Annotated in this window: 9 protein-coding genes; 3 read left to right on the top strand and 6 right to left on the bottom strand. The window is 71.4% G+C overall.

Going from position 1 to position 16,624, the window contains the following annotated elements:
• Positions 1–126: 126 nt before the first annotated feature.
• Entirely contained in the window at positions 127–942 is an 816-nt protein-coding gene (locus tag AB0I42_RS00730) for an alpha/beta hydrolase (RefSeq protein WP_357532863.1), read from the top strand.
• A 70-nt stretch (positions 943–1,012) separates the two neighbouring features.
• Here AB0I42_RS00730 and AB0I42_RS00725 read toward each other — a convergent pair whose 3' ends face one another.
• From AB0I42_RS00725 to AB0I42_RS00700, 6 genes are all read right to left on the bottom strand, one after another.
• Positions 1,013–1,999 carry a glycosyltransferase family 2 protein gene (locus tag AB0I42_RS00725; protein ID WP_357532862.1) on the bottom strand — a complete coding sequence of 329 codons (987 nt, stop codon included), beginning with the start codon at positions 1,997–1,999 and terminating at the stop codon, positions 1,013–1,015.
• The gene (locus AB0I42_RS00720; protein WP_357532860.1) at positions 1,996–2,835 is read right to left on the bottom strand and encodes a glycosyltransferase family 2 protein; all 840 of its coding nucleotides are present in this window, start codon (positions 2,833–2,835) and stop codon (positions 1,996–1,998) included. The genes AB0I42_RS00725 and AB0I42_RS00720 overlap by 4 nt, the downstream gene beginning before the upstream one ends.
• On the bottom strand, positions 2,829–3,680 hold the full coding sequence (locus AB0I42_RS00715; protein WP_357532859.1) for a glycosyltransferase: 852 nt from the start codon (positions 3,678–3,680) through the stop codon (positions 2,829–2,831). Before AB0I42_RS00715 ends, AB0I42_RS00720 begins: the two co-directional genes overlap by 7 nt.
• Before the next feature lie 70 nt (positions 3,681–3,750).
• On the bottom strand, positions 3,751–5,103 hold the full coding sequence (locus AB0I42_RS00710) for an O-antigen ligase family protein (protein ID WP_357532857.1): 1,353 nt from the start codon (positions 5,101–5,103) through the stop codon (positions 3,751–3,753).
• Positions 5,104–5,136: 33 nt separating this feature from the next.
• Positions 5,137–5,997, bottom strand: a complete 861-nt coding sequence (locus AB0I42_RS00705; protein WP_357532855.1) for a hypothetical protein — start codon at positions 5,995–5,997, stop codon at positions 5,137–5,139.
• Between the two features lie 30 nt (positions 5,998–6,027).
• Positions 6,028–7,377 carry a glycosyltransferase family 4 protein gene (locus AB0I42_RS00700; protein ID WP_357532853.1) on the bottom strand — a complete coding sequence of 450 codons (1,350 nt, stop codon included), beginning with the start codon at positions 7,375–7,377 and terminating at the stop codon, positions 6,028–6,030.
• 432 nt (positions 7,378–7,809) lie between these two features.
• Here AB0I42_RS00700 and AB0I42_RS00695 point away from each other — a divergent pair, with 432 nt between their 5' ends.
• Together AB0I42_RS00695 and AB0I42_RS00690 are read left to right on the top strand one after the other, a co-directional pair.
• Complete coding sequence (locus AB0I42_RS00695) at positions 7,810–11,484, top strand: PQQ-dependent sugar dehydrogenase (RefSeq protein ID WP_357532851.1); 3,675 nt, start codon at positions 7,810–7,812, stop codon at positions 11,482–11,484.
• A 240-nt stretch (positions 11,485–11,724) separates the two neighbouring features.
• Positions 11,725–16,461, top strand: a complete 4,737-nt coding sequence (locus tag AB0I42_RS00690) for a PQQ-dependent sugar dehydrogenase (protein WP_357532849.1) — start codon at positions 11,725–11,727, stop codon at positions 16,459–16,461.
• The last annotated feature ends 163 nt before the right edge of the window (positions 16,462–16,624 follow it).

The raw sequence follows: 16,624 nt of genomic DNA, 5'->3' as shown, positions 1-16,624 counted from the left end.
GATCGGCGGATCGGTGCGGGCCGCGGGCGGGGCACGGGCGGAGTGTGCGGGTGTGGGCGGGGGATATACGTCACGTGGCGGGCGGCACGGGCTGACGGAGCGGCAGGGCCGCGCGAGACTGGACCGGTGAGCGAACCAATCCGCGCGACCTCGATCCTGCCCGCCCACCGCGAGGACATCGAGCTGCACACCGCCGACGGCCTACGCCTGGTCGGCGAACTCGCCCGGCCGCTGGACCGTGACCCGGTCGCCACCCTGGTCTGCCTGCACCCGCTGCCCACCCACGGCGGGATGATGGACAGCCACGTCTTCCGCAAGGCCGCCTGGCGGCTGCCGGCCCTCGCCGGCCTCGCCGTGCTGCGCTTCAACACCCGGGGGACCAGCAGCGTGCGGGGCACCAGCGAGGGCACCTTCGACGCCGCCGACAGCGAGCGGTTCGACGTGGCCGCCGCGATCGAGTACGCCGAGTTCGCCGAACTGCCCGACATCTGGCTGGTCGGCTGGTCGTTCGGCACCGACCTCGCCCTCAAGCACGGCTGCGACCCGCAGGTGTCCGGCACCGTCCTGCTCTCCCCGCCGCTGCGCTTCTCGACCCCGGACGACCTGCGCACCTGGGCCCGGTCGGGCAAGCCGGTCACCGCCCTGATCCCGGAGTTCGACGACTACCTGCGCCCCGACGAGGCCCGCGAGCGGTTCGCGGCGATCCCGCAGGCCGAGGTGGTCGGGGTGCCCGGCGCCAAGCACCTGTGGGTCGGCGACGCCGAGACCGTGCTCGACGAGATCGTCCGCCGGGTCGCCCCGGATACGCCGGTGCCGCTGCCCCGGGAATGGGACGGGCCGATGGAGGTCGGTGACGCGAGCGCGTACGCCGACCGTACGGTGGCCGCCTTCGCCGACGTACCCGTGGCCGGCCCCCGCCCCGGCGGCGACCCCACCTCGTGACCCCGCCGTGCCCGCGCCGCCGCCCGGCGGCGCGGGACGCCGATCGAGGACTCGTAGAGTCGCAGCTTCCCTAGGCAGGCGGCCCGGAGCGGGCGGACCGGGCGGACGGATCGGGCGGGACCGGGACCACGGGCGGCAGTTCGGCGAGCGGTGGCCAGCCGGCGAGCCAGGTGCGGCGCTGCGCCCACACCTCCCGCCAGTAGCCGGCCCGGCCGGTGAGCCGGGCACCCGCCGCCCGTACCGCGATGCCGGCCGCCAGCAGCGCCCGGCCAACCGCCGCCCGCGACCCCGACCAGCGCAGCCGCACGTACGTCGTCTTGCCGCGCAGCACCATCACCCGCTTGCCGACACTGGTCGACGACGCACCGCCGATGTGCAGCACCCGGGCCGTCGGTACCAGCACCGGGGTCGCGCCCAGCCCGGTCGCCCGGTGACACAGGTCGATGTCCTCGCTGTACATGAAGTAGTCGGGCGCGAAGCCGCGAAGTTCGGCGAACAGCGCCCGCTCGATCAGCAGCAGGCAGCCGGACGCGGCCGGCACCGGAGTCGGCCGGTTCCGGTCGAGGCCCGGCAACTCCTCCGGATTGAACAGCCGGGAGCCGCGGAACACCGTCGACAGCCCGGCGGCGAAGCAGAAGTAGCCCCACAGGCTCGGCAGCGCGAACACCGACCGGCCGTCGTCGGTGCCGTCCTGGCGCAGGGTACGGCCGGTGTAGACGCGATGCGCGGGATTGGCCCGGGCGAACGCGACGAACTCGCCGAGCACGTCGCCGACGGGCTCGGTGTCCGGGTTCATCAGCAGCACGTAGTCGCCACGGGCCAGCTCGGCGCCGACGTTGACCGCCCGGCCGAAGCCGACGTTGTGCGCCAGCCGCACCACCCGTACCTCGGGCAGGGTCGCCGCGATCGCGTCGGCGGAACCGTCGGCGGAGGCGTTGTCGACCACGATCACCTCGTAGTCGACCCCGGTGCCGGTGTCCCGCAACGCGGTCAGCGCCCGCACGATCAGGTCCCGGGTCTGGTAGGAGACCATGACCAGGCTCACCGTCGGGTTCATCGGGCCACCGGAGTCCGGCTCGACTCGTCGCGGCCCCACGCCGCGCCGGGGCCGGTGCGGCGGGCTTTGATCCCGGCGATGACGGTCAGCGCCAGGTAGCAGACCCCCGCCGGCAGCAGCCACGGTCGGGGCAGCACCACGTCGACCAGCCACGACATCTTGCGGGACGGGCGCACCTCGGTGTCGGTGGCGGCGGCCCGCAGCGCGGCGTTGCCGGCCCGGACCCGGCCGAGCCGGCGCAGCAGGTCGGCGGTGCGCCGTGGCGTCGCCACCACCGAGGCGACCCCCTTGACCTCGCGCTTCTCGGCGTCGGTGAAGAGCGAGTCGAGGAACAGGTCGTCGGCGATCACGTCCGGAAACCGCTCGAACCGGGCCCGGCCGGCCCGCGACAGCACGATCACGCCCCGGCCGAAGAGCGCGTTACGGAACGCCGGCAGCCGTCCGTTGATCGCGAAGTACGCCTTGACCAGCAGCGGCCGGCCGCTCGTGTCGAGGACCCGGCGGGGCGCGGCGGCCAGCGCGCTGTCGTCGACCGCGCGGGAGAGCGTACGCAGGTCGGCGGTCGACAGGGCGATGTCGGCGTCGAGATAGATCCGGGGCAGGCTGGTCGCCGCCCGGTCACCGGCGTTGAGCGCCGCCGACTTCGACGCCTCGGCCAACTCGACGACGGTCACCCCGGGCACGGCGCGGGCCACCTCGGCGGTCGCGTCGGTGCACCCGTTGGCGACCACGATCACCTCGAACTCGCCCGGGGTCGCGTTGGCGAGCATCCGGCGCAGGCACCGGTCGATCACCGCGGCCTCGTTGTGGGCGGCGATCACCACGCTGGTCACCATGGCGCCCGCCCGGTCAGCGCGCGCCGGATCCGGCGTACGGCGCCCCGGCGGCGGGCCCGCCAGCCGCCGTACTCGCGCAGGTCGAGGGAGGCGGCCTGCACCACCCGGGCCGAGTGCCGCATCTGCTCGGTCCACTGCGCGACCGTGGTCACCCCGGTGTTCTTCGCCGACAGCGGCCGCCGGGCCATGAAGTCCGCGTCGGTGTGGTAGATCGTGTGCGGGCTGCGCGGATCGTCCATGTGGTCCTCGGGCAGGAACGGGTGGTACCAGCCGTTGACCCAGCCGAGCCGGGCCGAGCGGAGGCACCACGCGGTGAACGACTCGGTCGGCCCGATCGGCCCGGTCTGCGCGACGGCGGCCCGCTTGAGCAGATAGCCGCTGCCCTGCACCCAGTGGTTGCGCATCAGCCGGTGGCCACCCGGATAGTCGGCGAGCTTCTTCGCGACGAGCGCGTCGTCGACGTCCTCGTCGGGGAACCGCCAGGTGCCGATCACCCCGAACTCGGGTACGTCCTCGTGCGCCCGGCGCAACGTCTCCAGCCAGTCCTTGTCGGGCAGGCAGTCGTCGTCGACCTTGCTGACGTACGCGCCGTCCGACTCGGCCCACAGCCAGTTGGTCGGCTCGCGCAGGCCCGCGTTGGTCGGGCTGTGGTGGAACCGGTGCACCCGCGGGTGGTGCCGGAACTCCTCCACCGCTTCGAGGGTCGGCTGGTCGGTGCCGTTGTGCCACAGCCAGATCTTGGTGTCGGCGGTGGCGGTGGCCAGCAGGTGCGGCAGGGAGAGCCGTACGTACTCCGGCCGGTCGTACGTGATCATCAAGATGTCGATGCCGCAGTGTTCGGTCATGCGACACCTCGCTTCGCTCGGCGGTCGCATGACTTGAGACTGTGCTGTTTGATGCCCTCGCGGTGCTCGGTCATTGTGCTCCGATGTGGTTGACGCGTTCGGCCCGGGTCACCCGCCACATCGCGCCGGCGAGCCCGAGGAAGAGGTGCACGGTGATCAGGTAGGTCGAGAAGTACAGCGCGTCGAAGGTGAACGCGGTCACCGCCGCGACCCCGATCCCCACCGCGAGTACGGCGGCCAGGTCCCGGTCCCGCTCGTTGGTGGCGAACCGGCGTACCCGGCCGGCGGTGACGATGCCGACGACGAAGAGCCCCGCGAGCCCGACGACCCCGAGGACGCCACCGGTGACCAGGGTGACCAGCCACTGGTTGTCGAGGAGTTGGTACATCTCCGGCAACCAGGTGCCGACACCGCGCCCGAGCCACATCCGCTCCTTGATGAACGGGGCGACGAACGCGTAGTCCTCCAGCCGGCCCTGCACGCTCGGATCGTTGTCACCGGCGAGCAGCAGGGCGCGCAGCGTCGCCAGCAGCCCGGGTTTGCCGACCTGGATGAAGGCCATCAGGAAGACGCCGATCACCAGCACGTTGAAGGTGGTGCGCAGCGGCCAGACCAGGATGAAGAGCAGGATCGCGGCGGCCAGCGCCAGCACCCCGGTGCGGGACAACGAGATCGGGATGACGCCGGCCTGGATGATGGCCAGCGTGGCGTAGATCTGCCGGTTGCGCCGGCTGGTGGAGAAGCGGGCGAAGTGGATGGCGACGATGAGGCCGATCACCATCAGGACGCTGAACTCGATGTAGTGGCCGGCGGTGCCGGCCACCCGGACCAGCCCGCCACCGCCGCGCGCGTCGAAGCCGACCAGGTCCTTCTGGAACATGAGGACCGGCGGCAGCTTGAGGTAGTTGGTGAAGTCGATCCGCAGGATGAACTGCGCCAGCGCGAACAGCGCCATGACGGCCGAGCCCCAGCAGAACCACCGCAGCAGGTGGTCGATGCGGTCCCGGGTGAGCACCCCGTCGGCGGCGGCCAGCAGTACGCCGCCGGCCGCGAGCGCCATCAGGATGGTCCGGTCGGCGCTGTTGGCTTCCAGCACCTGCATGCCCCGGGCCTGTCCGGCGATGTAGGACACCCCGATCGTCACCAGGTAGCCGGCGAGCGCCCAGCGCATCGGCTGCTGCCCGCGGGTCACGAGGTTGGGGTGCAGGCGGGTCAGTGCCCACCACACCAGCAGGCCGAGGCCGACCATGACGGCCGGCCGGCCGAGGGTGGTCAGCGGCGGGAAGATCAGCCGGGCCGGCAGCAGGTAGGCCAGCATCACCGCGGCGACGACACCCGCCGTCGCGTCCGGGAAGTGCCGGGTCCGGGGGGTGAGCCCGTCGTACACCGTCGCTGAGCGTCGGGCGGAGAGGTAGGTCTGCACGGGACTCGTTCCGTCAGTACGTCGTCGGCGTACTTATCGCCTTGAATCGTCGGTCGGAGTGCGGACCGCGGTGAGGAGGATGGTGTCGTCGGACTGCGGCGCCCGGATGAAGTCGGCCGAGATCTGCGGGCCGCCCCGGCCGTTGCCGCCGAGCGCCTGGGTGACCTCCGGGGACCGGCCCTGCTGGTGGGGGGCGCCTCCACGGCCGCCCGCGACGCTCGCCTGGCCCGCGTCGCCGGCCACCGGGCGGCGGCCGGACTGCCGGCTGGCCAGCCGGGCGTTGGCCCGCCGGCGCTGGATGGCGTCGTAGACGACGGCGACGACCGCGGTGAGCAGCAGGCCGATCGCGATCACCACGATCTGCGCGCGCAGGACGTTGGAGCGCGACGGCGTGATCTCGGTGCCCGGGTCGAGGATCTCGGTGGTGATCTCCTCGCCGGCCTTGGGCTTGTAGGCCGTCTGGCTCTCCGACACCTCGTCGCTGATCAGCTTGGTGACCGCGACCACCGTGGCCAGCGCGGCCTCGTGGGTGGTCGCGGTGACGTCGACGGTCACGATCGAGCTGCGGTTCACCAGTCCGATCTCGTAGCCGGGGTCGCCGCCGGCCGCCTGGACCTTCTGCCGCGCGTCGGCGGCGGAGACGGAGATCTGCACCGCCTGGGCCATCGCGACCTCACCGACCTTCAGCCAGGGGTTGCCGGGCTGCGGGCTGGCGTTGGGTGCCGGCGCGGGCGGGTTGGTGGTCGGGGGCACGAGCAGTACGGCCGCCGAGGTCTTGTATTCCGGCTGGATCGACGAGCCGACGACCAGCGCCGCGCCGAGGGTGAGTACGACGACCGGGGCGGCGACGTACCACCGCCGGACCATCAGTCTCAGGAGGTCGAGAAGGTCCACAGCGTCGGCCCCTTCGGGTAGCGCGGGTCGTCAGGTCGTGAGGTTGGTCTGCGAGGCCCGGCCAGGGGCCTTGCCGCCGCCAGTTTCGTACCATGCGGCGTCGTTCACGCCTTGTTCGGCGTGGGCCGGGTCCATCGGTGGAGCCGGGGCCGAGCCCCTTGGCCGTGGGCGCAGAAGCCGGTCCCACAGCCGGATGTATGCCCTGGCCTGATGGTCCCAGGCGAGCAGCTCGGTGAAGCGCCGCCGGGCCACGGTCCGCATCGCCGACCGGGCCTCCTCATCACTGAGGAGCTGGTCGAGCGCTTTGGCCAGTTCGTCCGGGGAGCCGGTCGGCACGTAGGTCGCCGCCCCCTCGGCGGTGCGCCGCGTTTCCAATAGGTCGACGGCTACGACCGGCAGCCCTCGTGCCACATACTCCACGGTCTTCGCCATTGTCGACAAGTCGGCCATCCGGGTCGGCGGGTCCGGCTGGATGGCGATCGAAGCGGAGCGCAGCAACGCGTCGACCTCGTCGGCCTCCAGCCAGCCGGTGAACCGCACCACGTCGTCGAGGCCGCGCTCGGTGACGAGTTGTCGCAGTCCGGGCAGGCTGTCGCCGTCGCCGGCCACGACCAGCCGCCAGTCGCTGCGACCGCGCAGGTCCACCAGCCGTTCGGCCGCGAGCACCGCGGCGTCGACGTGGTCCTGCGGATTGATGACGCCGAGGTAGACGACCACCTGGCGGTCGTCGTCGCCCGGCGCCGTGGCCGGCTCACCGGTGCGCTGCGCCGGAATCCCGGCCGCGCCGACCTCGGCCAGCGTCGGCCCGTTGCGGACGACCACGACGTCGTCGGGGTCGCAGCCGCCGCGGCTGATCGCCAGTTCCCGGTAGGACTCGTTGGTCGACACCACCGCCGACGCGCAGCGCCAGGACAGCCGTTCCATGAGCTTGAGGATGCGCAGCACGACCGGACGCGGGTTCTCGGTCTTGCACTCGTAGAGCTCCGGGCTCAGGTCGTGGTGGTCGAAGACGAACGGCCGGCGGAGCAGCCGCATGAGCAGGGCGATGGTCCAGAAGACGTCGGGCGGGTTGCAGGCCTGCACCGCGTCGACCCGGGTGCGCGCCATCACGCCCAGCAGGCGGGTGGTGACGGCGATCAGCGCCCAGGCGAACTCGGCGGCGAAGGAGAGCACCCCCGAGCCGGCGAGCGGCTGGGGGAAGGACCGGATCTGCGTCTCGGTGCCGGGCAGCACCCGCAGCTTCTGCGGGCCGCGCGGGCAGATGACCGTTACGCGGTAGCCGGCGGCCTCCAGCGCCCGGCACTCGCGGATGACCCGCCGGTCGCGTTCAACGGGCAGGTTCACCACCACGATGACGACGTGCGGACGCCGGTCGGCCATGTCTACCTCGTATCCGCCCAGAACTGGAAAGGATGGCATCGACGAACGGTCGCAGCGCCTCGTCGGGCTGCGACCGGAAAGGAAAGAAGCTATTGCAGAGCCTGCTCTATGCGGTCCGGTGCGGGCAAGTGACTCGCATTCTTGGACGATGTCGTCTTTCTAACATGAGTCGGACCAAGTGCCTGCTTCCTTGGTCATCGAATCGGTCAGTGTCGATCATCCTTTTGGTCGCTTTGCGGCACTGAACTGATGATTCCGCCAGGGTGGAACGTCGCCGAGATCCCTTTTTGTCGATCTTCGTCCTGATTCTTCGGTCAGGAACAGGACAGCACTCAACATTCACCGCCTGGCTACTCTGTGCGCACGATCCCTCGTATCGACGGTCGTGGCTGGTGCGCGCCACCCGCGCACGTGTCTTCCGGGAGGGGTGCGATGACGCGCCTTCGACGCGGGTTGGGAATCGGCCTCACGTCCGCCCTGCTGGCCGGACTCCTCGCGCCGTTGCCGGGTGCCCCGGCGGCCGCCGTCGTGCTGCCGACCGGCTTCCAGGAGCAGGTCGTCTTCAGCGGGCTGAGCCAGCCGACGAACATCGAGTTCGCCGCCGACGGGCGGGTCTTCGTCGCCGAGAAGAATGGCCGGATCAAGGTCTTCGACGACCTCGCCGATCCCACCCCGACCCTTTTCGCCGACCTGTCCACGAACGTGCACAACGTCTGGGACCGCGGGCTGATCGGCCTGGCCCTGGCCCCCGGCTTCCCGGCCGACCCGTACGTCTACGTGCTCTACACCTACGACGCCCCGCCGGGCCGGACCGCTCCGGTGTGGAACGACAACTGCGGGGACGCCAACAACGGCCAGTGCGTCGTCACCGGCCGGCTCTCCCGGCTGCGGGCGGCCGGAAACGTCGTCAGCGGCCCCGAGCAGGTCCTCATCCACGACTGGTGCCAGCAATACCCGAGCCACTCCGTCGGCGACCTGGCGTTCGGCGCCGACGGCATGCTCTACGCCATGGCCGGCGACGGCGCGAGCTTCAGCGCCACCGACTACGGGCAGCTCGGCAACCCGCGCAACCCCTGCGGCGACCCGCCGGGCGGCACCATGACCCCGCCGACCGCCGAGGGTGGTGCGCTGCGCTCGCAGGACGTACGCACTCTCGGCGACCCGACCGGCCTGGACGGCACCGTCATCCGGATCGACCCGGCGACCGGCGCCGCCGCCCCCGGCAACCCGCTGATCGCCTCCGCCGACCCCAACGCCCGGCGGATCGTCGCCACCGGCCTGCGCAACCCGTTCCGGGCGACCGTGCGACCCGGGACCAGCGAGGTCTGGCTCGGCGACGTCGGCTGGAACCTCTGGGAGGAGATCGACCGGGTCGCCGCTCCCACCAGCGGCGTCACCAACTTCGGCTGGCCCTGCTACGAGGGCAACGCCCGGATGGCCAGCTACGACAACGCGAACCTGAACCTCTGCGAGTCGCTCTACAGTGGAGCGGGCCAGACCGCGCCCTACTACGCCTACCACCACAACGCCGACGTCGTACCCGGCGAGAACTGTGGTGCCGGCGGTGACGCCGTCGGCGGCCTGGCCTTCTACCCCGGCAGCGGCGGCAGCTATCCGGCGGCGTACGCCGGTGCGCTGTTCTTCAGCGACTATTCCCGGAACTGCATCTGGGCGATGCGCCCGGGCACCCCCGGCGGGCTGCCCAGCCCGACGAACATCACCCTGTTCGCCCAGGCCGCCGCCAGCCCCGCCGACCTGGCCGTCGGCCCCGGCGGCGAGGTCTACTACGCCGACCTGGGCGGCACGGTCCGGCGGATCCGCTACTTCCCCGGCAACCAGCCGCCGGTCGCCGCGATCTCCGCCACGCCCACCTCCGGCACCGCCCCGCTGACCGTCACCTTCGACGGCACCGGCTCCACCGACCCCGACCCCGCCGACGCCGGGCGGCTCACGTACCGGTGGGACTTCACCAGCGACGGCACCGTCGACGCGACCACACCGACCGCCACGCACACCTATCCGGCCAGCGGCACCTTCACCGCGACGCTGACCGTCACCGACACCCTCGGCGCGTCGAACAGCACCACGGTCCGCATCCAGCCCGGAAACAGCGCGCCGACCGCCTTCATCACCACCCCCACCACCGGCACCACCTGGCAGGTCGGTGACACCCTCGCCTTCGGCGGCCACGCCACCGACCCGCAGCAGGGCACCATCCCGGCGTCCGGGCTGCACTGGCGGCTGCGGATGGAACACTGCGAGTCGGTCGGCAACTGCCACACCCACCATCTGCAGGAATGGGCCGGAGTCGGGTCCGGGTCGTTCATCGCGCCGGACCACGAATACCCGTCGTACCTCGAACTGGAACTCACCGCGACCGACGCCGACGGGCTGACCAGCACGACCGTACGCCGGCTCGACCCGCGAACCGTCGACCTGACCTTCGCGACCAGTCCGCCCGGACTGCAACTCAGCGTCGGCAACTTCTCCGGCACCGCGCCGTTCACCCGTACGGTGATCGTCGGCTCGACCAACACGGTCAGCGCGCCGAGCCCGCAGAGCGGCAACTCGCTCGTGCACACCTTCGGCAGCTGGTCGGACGGGGGCGCGGCAACCCACGTGCTGATCGCCCCGGCCACCGCCGGCACCTGGACCGCGACCTACACCAGTGCCCCGGGCTGCGCCGACAGCTACGGCTACACCTGCACCACCAGCACCGACCGGCCGTTCCTGCCCGCCGAGACCACGGTCCTGCCGCTGACCGGCGACGACGCGTACACCTCGGTGAGCCTGCCGTTCGCGTTCCCGTTCTACGGCGGGTCGCACAGCACCGCCTGGGTGTCGACGAACGGATTCCTGTCGTTCACCGACCCGGGCTCACCGCTGGGCACCAACACCGCACTGCCCGACCCGGGGCTGCCGAACGCCGCCCTCTACCCCTTCTGGGACGACCTGTTCGTCCGGGCCGACTCCAGCATCCGTACGGCGACCACCGGCACCGCCCCGAACCGCAGGTACGTCGTCGAGTGGCGCAACATCGGCCTGTACGGCTCGACGTCGGCCCGGGTCACGTTCCAGGCCGTCCTGTCGGAGTCCGGCGAGATCGTCTACAGCTATGCCGACCTGTCCACGGCCGGCCGCGAACGCGGTGACTCGGCGACGGTCGGGATCGAGGACGGCACCGGCGCGGTGGCGCTGAGCTACTCGACGAACTCGCCCGACCTGCGCAACGGGACGTCGGTGGTGTTCACCCCGCCCGGCGGCGCACCGCCGACCACCGGCGCGGTGTCCGGTGTGGTCACCGGCGCGGCGACCGGACTGGCCGTCGCCGGGGCGACGGTGACGCTGTCGCCGGGCAACCACACGACGACCACGGCCGGCAACGGCTCCTACACACTGCCGTCGGTGCCGGTCGGCGCGTACACCGTCACCGGCACCGCACCCGGCGGGCTGGCCGGCAGCCGGTCGGTGACCGTCGCACCCGGCGGGTCGCACACCGTCGACCTGGCCCTCGCCGCGCCCGGCGGCGGCGAGGGCGACTACACGGTCACCACCGGGCCGCGCCCGTTCGTGCCCGCCAACGGCACGGTGCTGCCGCTGACCGGCGACGAGGGGGTGACCCAGGTCAGCCTGCCGTTCGCGTTCCCGTTCTACGGCCAGCCGCGGTCGAGTGCCTGGGTCTCCACCAACGGCTTCCTGTCGTTCTCCGATCCGGGGTCGGCGCAGCCCACCAACGCCGCCCTGCCCGATCCGGCGGCACCCAACGGCGCGGTCTACCCGTTCTGGGACGACCTGGTGGTACGCGCCGACTCGACGATCCGTACCGAGGTCGTCGGCACCGCACCCAACCGCCAGTTCGTCGTCGAGTGGCGCAACATCGGCCACTACGGCTCGACCTCGGCCCGGATCACCGTCGAGGCGATCCTCGCCGAAAATGGCGAAATCATCTTCAACTATGCCGATCTGACCACATCGAAGCCGAGGGAACTCGGGGACAGTGCCACGGTCGGCATCGAGGACGTCTCCGGTGCCGCCGCCGTACAGCATTCGTTCAACCAGGCGGTGCTGGCCAACGGAACGGCGATCGTGTTCCATCCCGTACCCTGACGGCGACGTCGCGTCCCGGGCCCGGCGGTCTCCGCCGGGCCCGGAACGCCATTCCGTGACTGACTGATCACTCAGCACCGATCGGCCGGCCGAAGTCGAGCCGTACGGCCGGGTAGTCCGGTCGGGCTACCGAAGCCATTCGGTTGGATCATGCGCGATGCTGTGGCCGCGTACTCTCTGCCGGCAACAGCCGCATCGACCTGTTTGTGCCACGGCCCTGCCGTGAGATGGGAGACCCGGGTGTCGCGAGCGATACGGCGCGCACTGTCCTCGGCGCTGGCCCTCGCACTGAGCGTGCCCGTCGGCCTGGGCCTGGTGCCCGGCTCGGCCGCGCCGGCGGAGGCGGCCGGTCCACCGGTCGGCTTCACCGAGCAGATCGTCCTGTCCGGACTCCACCTGCCGACCAAGGTGGTCTTCGCCCCCGACGGCCGGGTGTTCGTCGCCCAGAAGGACGGCGTCATCAAGGTGTTCGACAGCCTGTCGGACACCACCGCGACCGTCGTGGCCGACCTGCGCACCAACGTCTACAACTACGAGGACCTCGGGATGATCGGGATGGCGGTCCCCCCGAGCTTCCCCGCCGACCCCTACCTCTACGTCAGCTACACCTACGACGGGCTGATCGGCGGCACCGCACCCACCTACAACGACACCTGCCACGAGCGGAGCAGTTGCGCGGCCAGCAGCCGGGTCTCCCGGCTGCGGCTCAACGGCGACGTGATGACCGGCCCCGAAGAGGTGCTGCTGCACGACTGGTGCCAGCAGATCGAGAGCCACTCCATCGGCGAACTCCGCTTCGGCCCGGACGGCGCGCTCTACGTCACCGGCGGCGACGGCGCCTCCGGCACCTTTGTCGACTACGGCCAGGCCGGCAACCCGACCAACCCGTGCGGCGACCCGCCGTCGCCGGTCGGCGGCGCGATGACCCCGCCGACCGCCGAGGGTGGCGCCCTGCGCGCCCAGGACCTGCGCACCGGCGGCGACCCGACCGGCCTGTCCGGCACCCTGATCCGGGTCGACCCGCAGACCGCGGCGGCCATGCCGGACAACCCGATGGCCGCCAGCGCCGACGCCAACACCCGCCGGATCGTCGCGTACGGCCTGCGCAACCCCTACCGCTGGGCGTTCCGCCCGGGCACCGACGAGGTCTGGGTCGCCGACGTCGGCTGGCGCAACTGGGAAGAGATCAACCGGATCGTCGACCCGGCCGACGGACCGGTACGCAACTACGGCTGGCCCTGCTACGAGGGCAACAGCGTGCAGAGCGGCTACCGCGCGGCCCAGCTCGACCTGTGCCGCAGCCTCTACGCCGCCCCCGCCGGCACGGCCACCGGACCGCACTACACCTACCACCACAACGACGTCGTCGCGCCCGGCGACGGCTGCCGGACCGGCGGCTCGGCCCCGACCGGCATCACGTTCTACCCGACCGAGGGCGGCAACTACCCGGCGCCGTACGCCGGCGCGCTGTTCTTCGCCGACTACTCGCGTGGCTGCATCTGGGCCATGCGGGCCGGACCGGACGGCGTACCGGACCCGTCCGACATCATGCCGTTCACCTCGACCGCCTCCGCGCCGGTCGACCTGGTCATCGGCCCGGACAACAACCTGTACTACGCCGACCTGACCGGCGGCACGGTGCGCCGGTTCCACTACAGCTCCGGCAACCTGCCCCCGCAGGCCGCGTTCACCGCGAACCCGACCTCGGGCAACGCGCCGCTCACGGTCTCGTTCGACGCCAGCAACACCACCGACCCCGACGCCGGCGACATCCTCACCTACCAGTGGGACTTCACCGACGACGGCACGTTCGACGCCAGCGGTCCGACCGCGACCCACACCTACACCACGACCGGGACCCACACCGCCCGGCTGCGGGTGTCCGACATGGCCGGGGCGGTCGACACCGAGACCCTGCAGATCTTCGTCGGCACCGACGCGCCGGTACCGGTCATCGACTCGCCGACCACCGCGCTGCGGTGGGAGGTCGGCGAGACGGTCTCGTTCTCCGGCCACGCGACCGACCCGCAGGACGGCACGCTGCCCGCGTCGTCGCTGTCCTGGCAGCTGATCAACCGGCACTGCTACTCCGCCGACGACTGCCACACCCACCACGTGCAGAGCGCGGAGGGCGTCGACTCCGGCACGTTCGTCGCGCCGGACCACGAATACCCGTCGCACCTCGAACTGACGCTGACCGCGACCGACAGCAGCGGCCTGACGTCCAGCACCACCACCCGGATCGACCCGAAGACGGTCAACCTGACCCTGGCCACCACCCCCGGCGGCCTGGAGTTGAACCACAACGGCGCGCCGTTCAGCACGCCGGTGGTCCGTGAGGTCATCGTCGGCTCGACCAACACGATCAGCGCGCCCACGCCGCAGAGCGCCGGCAGTTCGACGTTCACCTTCGAGGAGTGGTCGGACGGCGGGGCACAGACCCACGTCATCACCGCCCCGGCGGTCCCCACCACCTACACGGCCACCTACAGCGGCTCCGGCTCGTGCGCCGACACCTTCGGCTACACCTGCGACACGGTGACCGGGCGGGCGATCGTGCCCGCCGACGACACCGTGCTGCCGCTGGCCGGCGACGAGGCCATCACCCGGGTCGACCTGCCGTTCGCCTTCCCGTTCTACGGCGAGACGTTCGACGCCGCCTGGATCGACGTCAACGGCAAGCTGTCGTTCCTCGACCCGAACGGCCCGTGGGGCGTCAACACCCCGATCCCGGACGTGTCAGCGCCCAACGCCGCCATCTACCCGTTCTGGGACGACCTGTGGGCCCGGGACAACTCGACCGTCCGTACGGCGGTGACCGGCACCGCCCCCAACCGCCGCTTCAACGTCGAGTGGCGCAACATCGGCCTCTACGGTTCCTCGTCGGCCCGGTTGACGTTCCAGGTGCTGATGGAGGAGTCCGGCCGGATCACCTTCAACTACGCCGACCTCGGCGGCGCCCGTGAACTGGGCAACTCCGCCACCGTCGGGATCGAGAACGGCACCGGCACGATCGCGTTGCAGTACTCGATCAACGAGGCGGTCCTCGCCAACAACACCGCGATCGTCATCACCCCGCCCGGTGGCGGCGGCCCGACCGACCCGCCGCCGGTCACCGGCACCGTCAACGGCGTGGTCACCAGCAACGGCGCACCGGTGGTCGGCGCGACCGTGACACTGAACCCCGGCAACCTCACCGCGACCACGGCCGCGGGTGGCAGCTACACCCTGGGCTCGGTCCCCGCCGGGTCGTACACCGTCACCGGCACCGGGCCGGGCGGACTGACCGGCTCGGGCTCGGTCACGGTCGCCGCCGGCGGCACGCACACGGCCAACCTCACGTTGACCGGGCCGACCAACCCGACCCCGACGCCGACCCCGCCGCCCACCACCCCGCCGGCGACCACTCCGCCGCCGACCACGCCACCGGCGACCACTCCGCCGCCCACCACGCCGCCGCCGGGCAGCGGTGGTGGTTCGTACACCAAGTCGACGGAGTCCCGGCCGTACACGCCGGTGTCGGGTGGTACGCCGATCCCGTTGACCGGTGACGACTCGGTGGAGCGGATCGACCTGCCGTTCGCGTTCCCGTTCTACGGGCACAGCTACAACTCGGCGTGGATCTCCGCCAACGGGTTCCTCAGCTTCGAGGACCCGGGCAACGGCCAGCCGATCAACGGGCCGATCCCCGACGCGTCGGCCCCCAACGCCGCCGTCTACCCGTTCTGGGACGACCTGGTCGTGCGGGCGGACACGGTGGTGCGTAGCGCGGTCGTCGGTAGCGGCGCGGACCGTAGGTTCGTGTTGGAGTGGTTCAACCACGGTCAGTACGGTTCGTCGTCGGCTCGGGTGACGGTTCAGGTGTCGTTGTCGGTGTCTGGTGAGATCGTGTTCAACTACGAGAGTCTGGCGCCGAGCAAGACGCGTGAGCGTGGTGACAGTGCCACGGTCGGGATCGAGAACCACGCGGGTACGCAGGCGGTGCAGCACTCGTTCAACGAGCCGGCCCTCGCCGACAACACCGCGATCATCTTCACCCCGTCCAGCGGCGGCCAGGGGCCGACGAACCAGCCGCCGGTCGACCCGACGCCGGCCACCACCGGCACGGTTTCCGGCGTGGTCACCAGCGGTGGTACGCCGGTCGCGGGGGCCGCGGTGACGCTGAACCCCGGCGGGCGGGCCGCGACGACCACGGCCACCGGCAGCTACACGATCGGTTCGGTGCCGCCCGGGACGTACACCGTCGCCGCCGCGGCGGACGGCGGGCGCACCGCCTCGGCCACGGTGACGGTTGCCGCCGCCGGCGCCCACACCACCAACCTGGCGCTGACCGCGCCGACGACGGCACCACCCACCAGCGAGCCGCCGCCGGCCACCACGCCGCCGCCGGCCAGTGGTGGTGGTTCGTACACCAAGTCGACGGAGTCCCGGCCGTACACGCCGGTGTCGGGTGGTACGCCGATCCCGTTGACCGGTGACGACTCGGTGGAGCGGATCGATCTGCCGTTCGCGTTCCCGTTCTACGGGCAGACGTACACGTCGGCGTGGGTGTCCAGCAACGGGTTCCTCAGCTTCGAGGACCCGGGCGGGGCGCAGCCGATCAACGGCCCGATTCCGGACACCACCGCGCCGAACACCGGGGTCTATCCGTTCTGGGACGACCTCGTGGTGCGGGCGGACACGGTGGTGCGTAGTGCGGTTGTCGGTAGCGGTGACGATCGTAGGTTCGTGTTGGAGTGGTTCAACCATGGTCAGTACGGTTCGTCGTCGGCTCGGGTGACGGTTCAGGTGTCGTTGTCGGTGTCTGGTGAGATCGTGTTCAACTACGAGAGTCTGGCGCCGAGCAAGACGCGTGAGCGTGGTGACAGTGCCACGGTCGGGATCGAGAACCACGCGGGTACGCAGGCGGTGCAGCACTCGTTCAACGAGCCGGCCCTCGCCGACAACACCGCGATCATCTTCCGCCCCCAGTCCTGACCCGCACCACCTCAGACGGTGGCCCCCAGCCCTCCGGGCTGGGGGCCACCGTTTTCCTCGCTCTCCCCACCCCCCAAGATCCGCGTGATCAGGGACTAGGTCCGGCGTGGCGTCGGTGTGCCGTGCGACAGAGTCCCTGATCACCGGGATCAGGGACCGGCGT

This window comes from Polymorphospora sp. NPDC050346 (assembly GCF_040655695.1).
In the GTDB taxonomy this organism is placed as follows: domain Bacteria; phylum Actinomycetota; class Actinomycetes; order Mycobacteriales; family Micromonosporaceae; genus Polymorphospora; species Polymorphospora lycopeni.
Note: the sequence above shows the minus strand (reverse complement) of the source record. Positions and strands in the feature narration are given on the sequence as shown.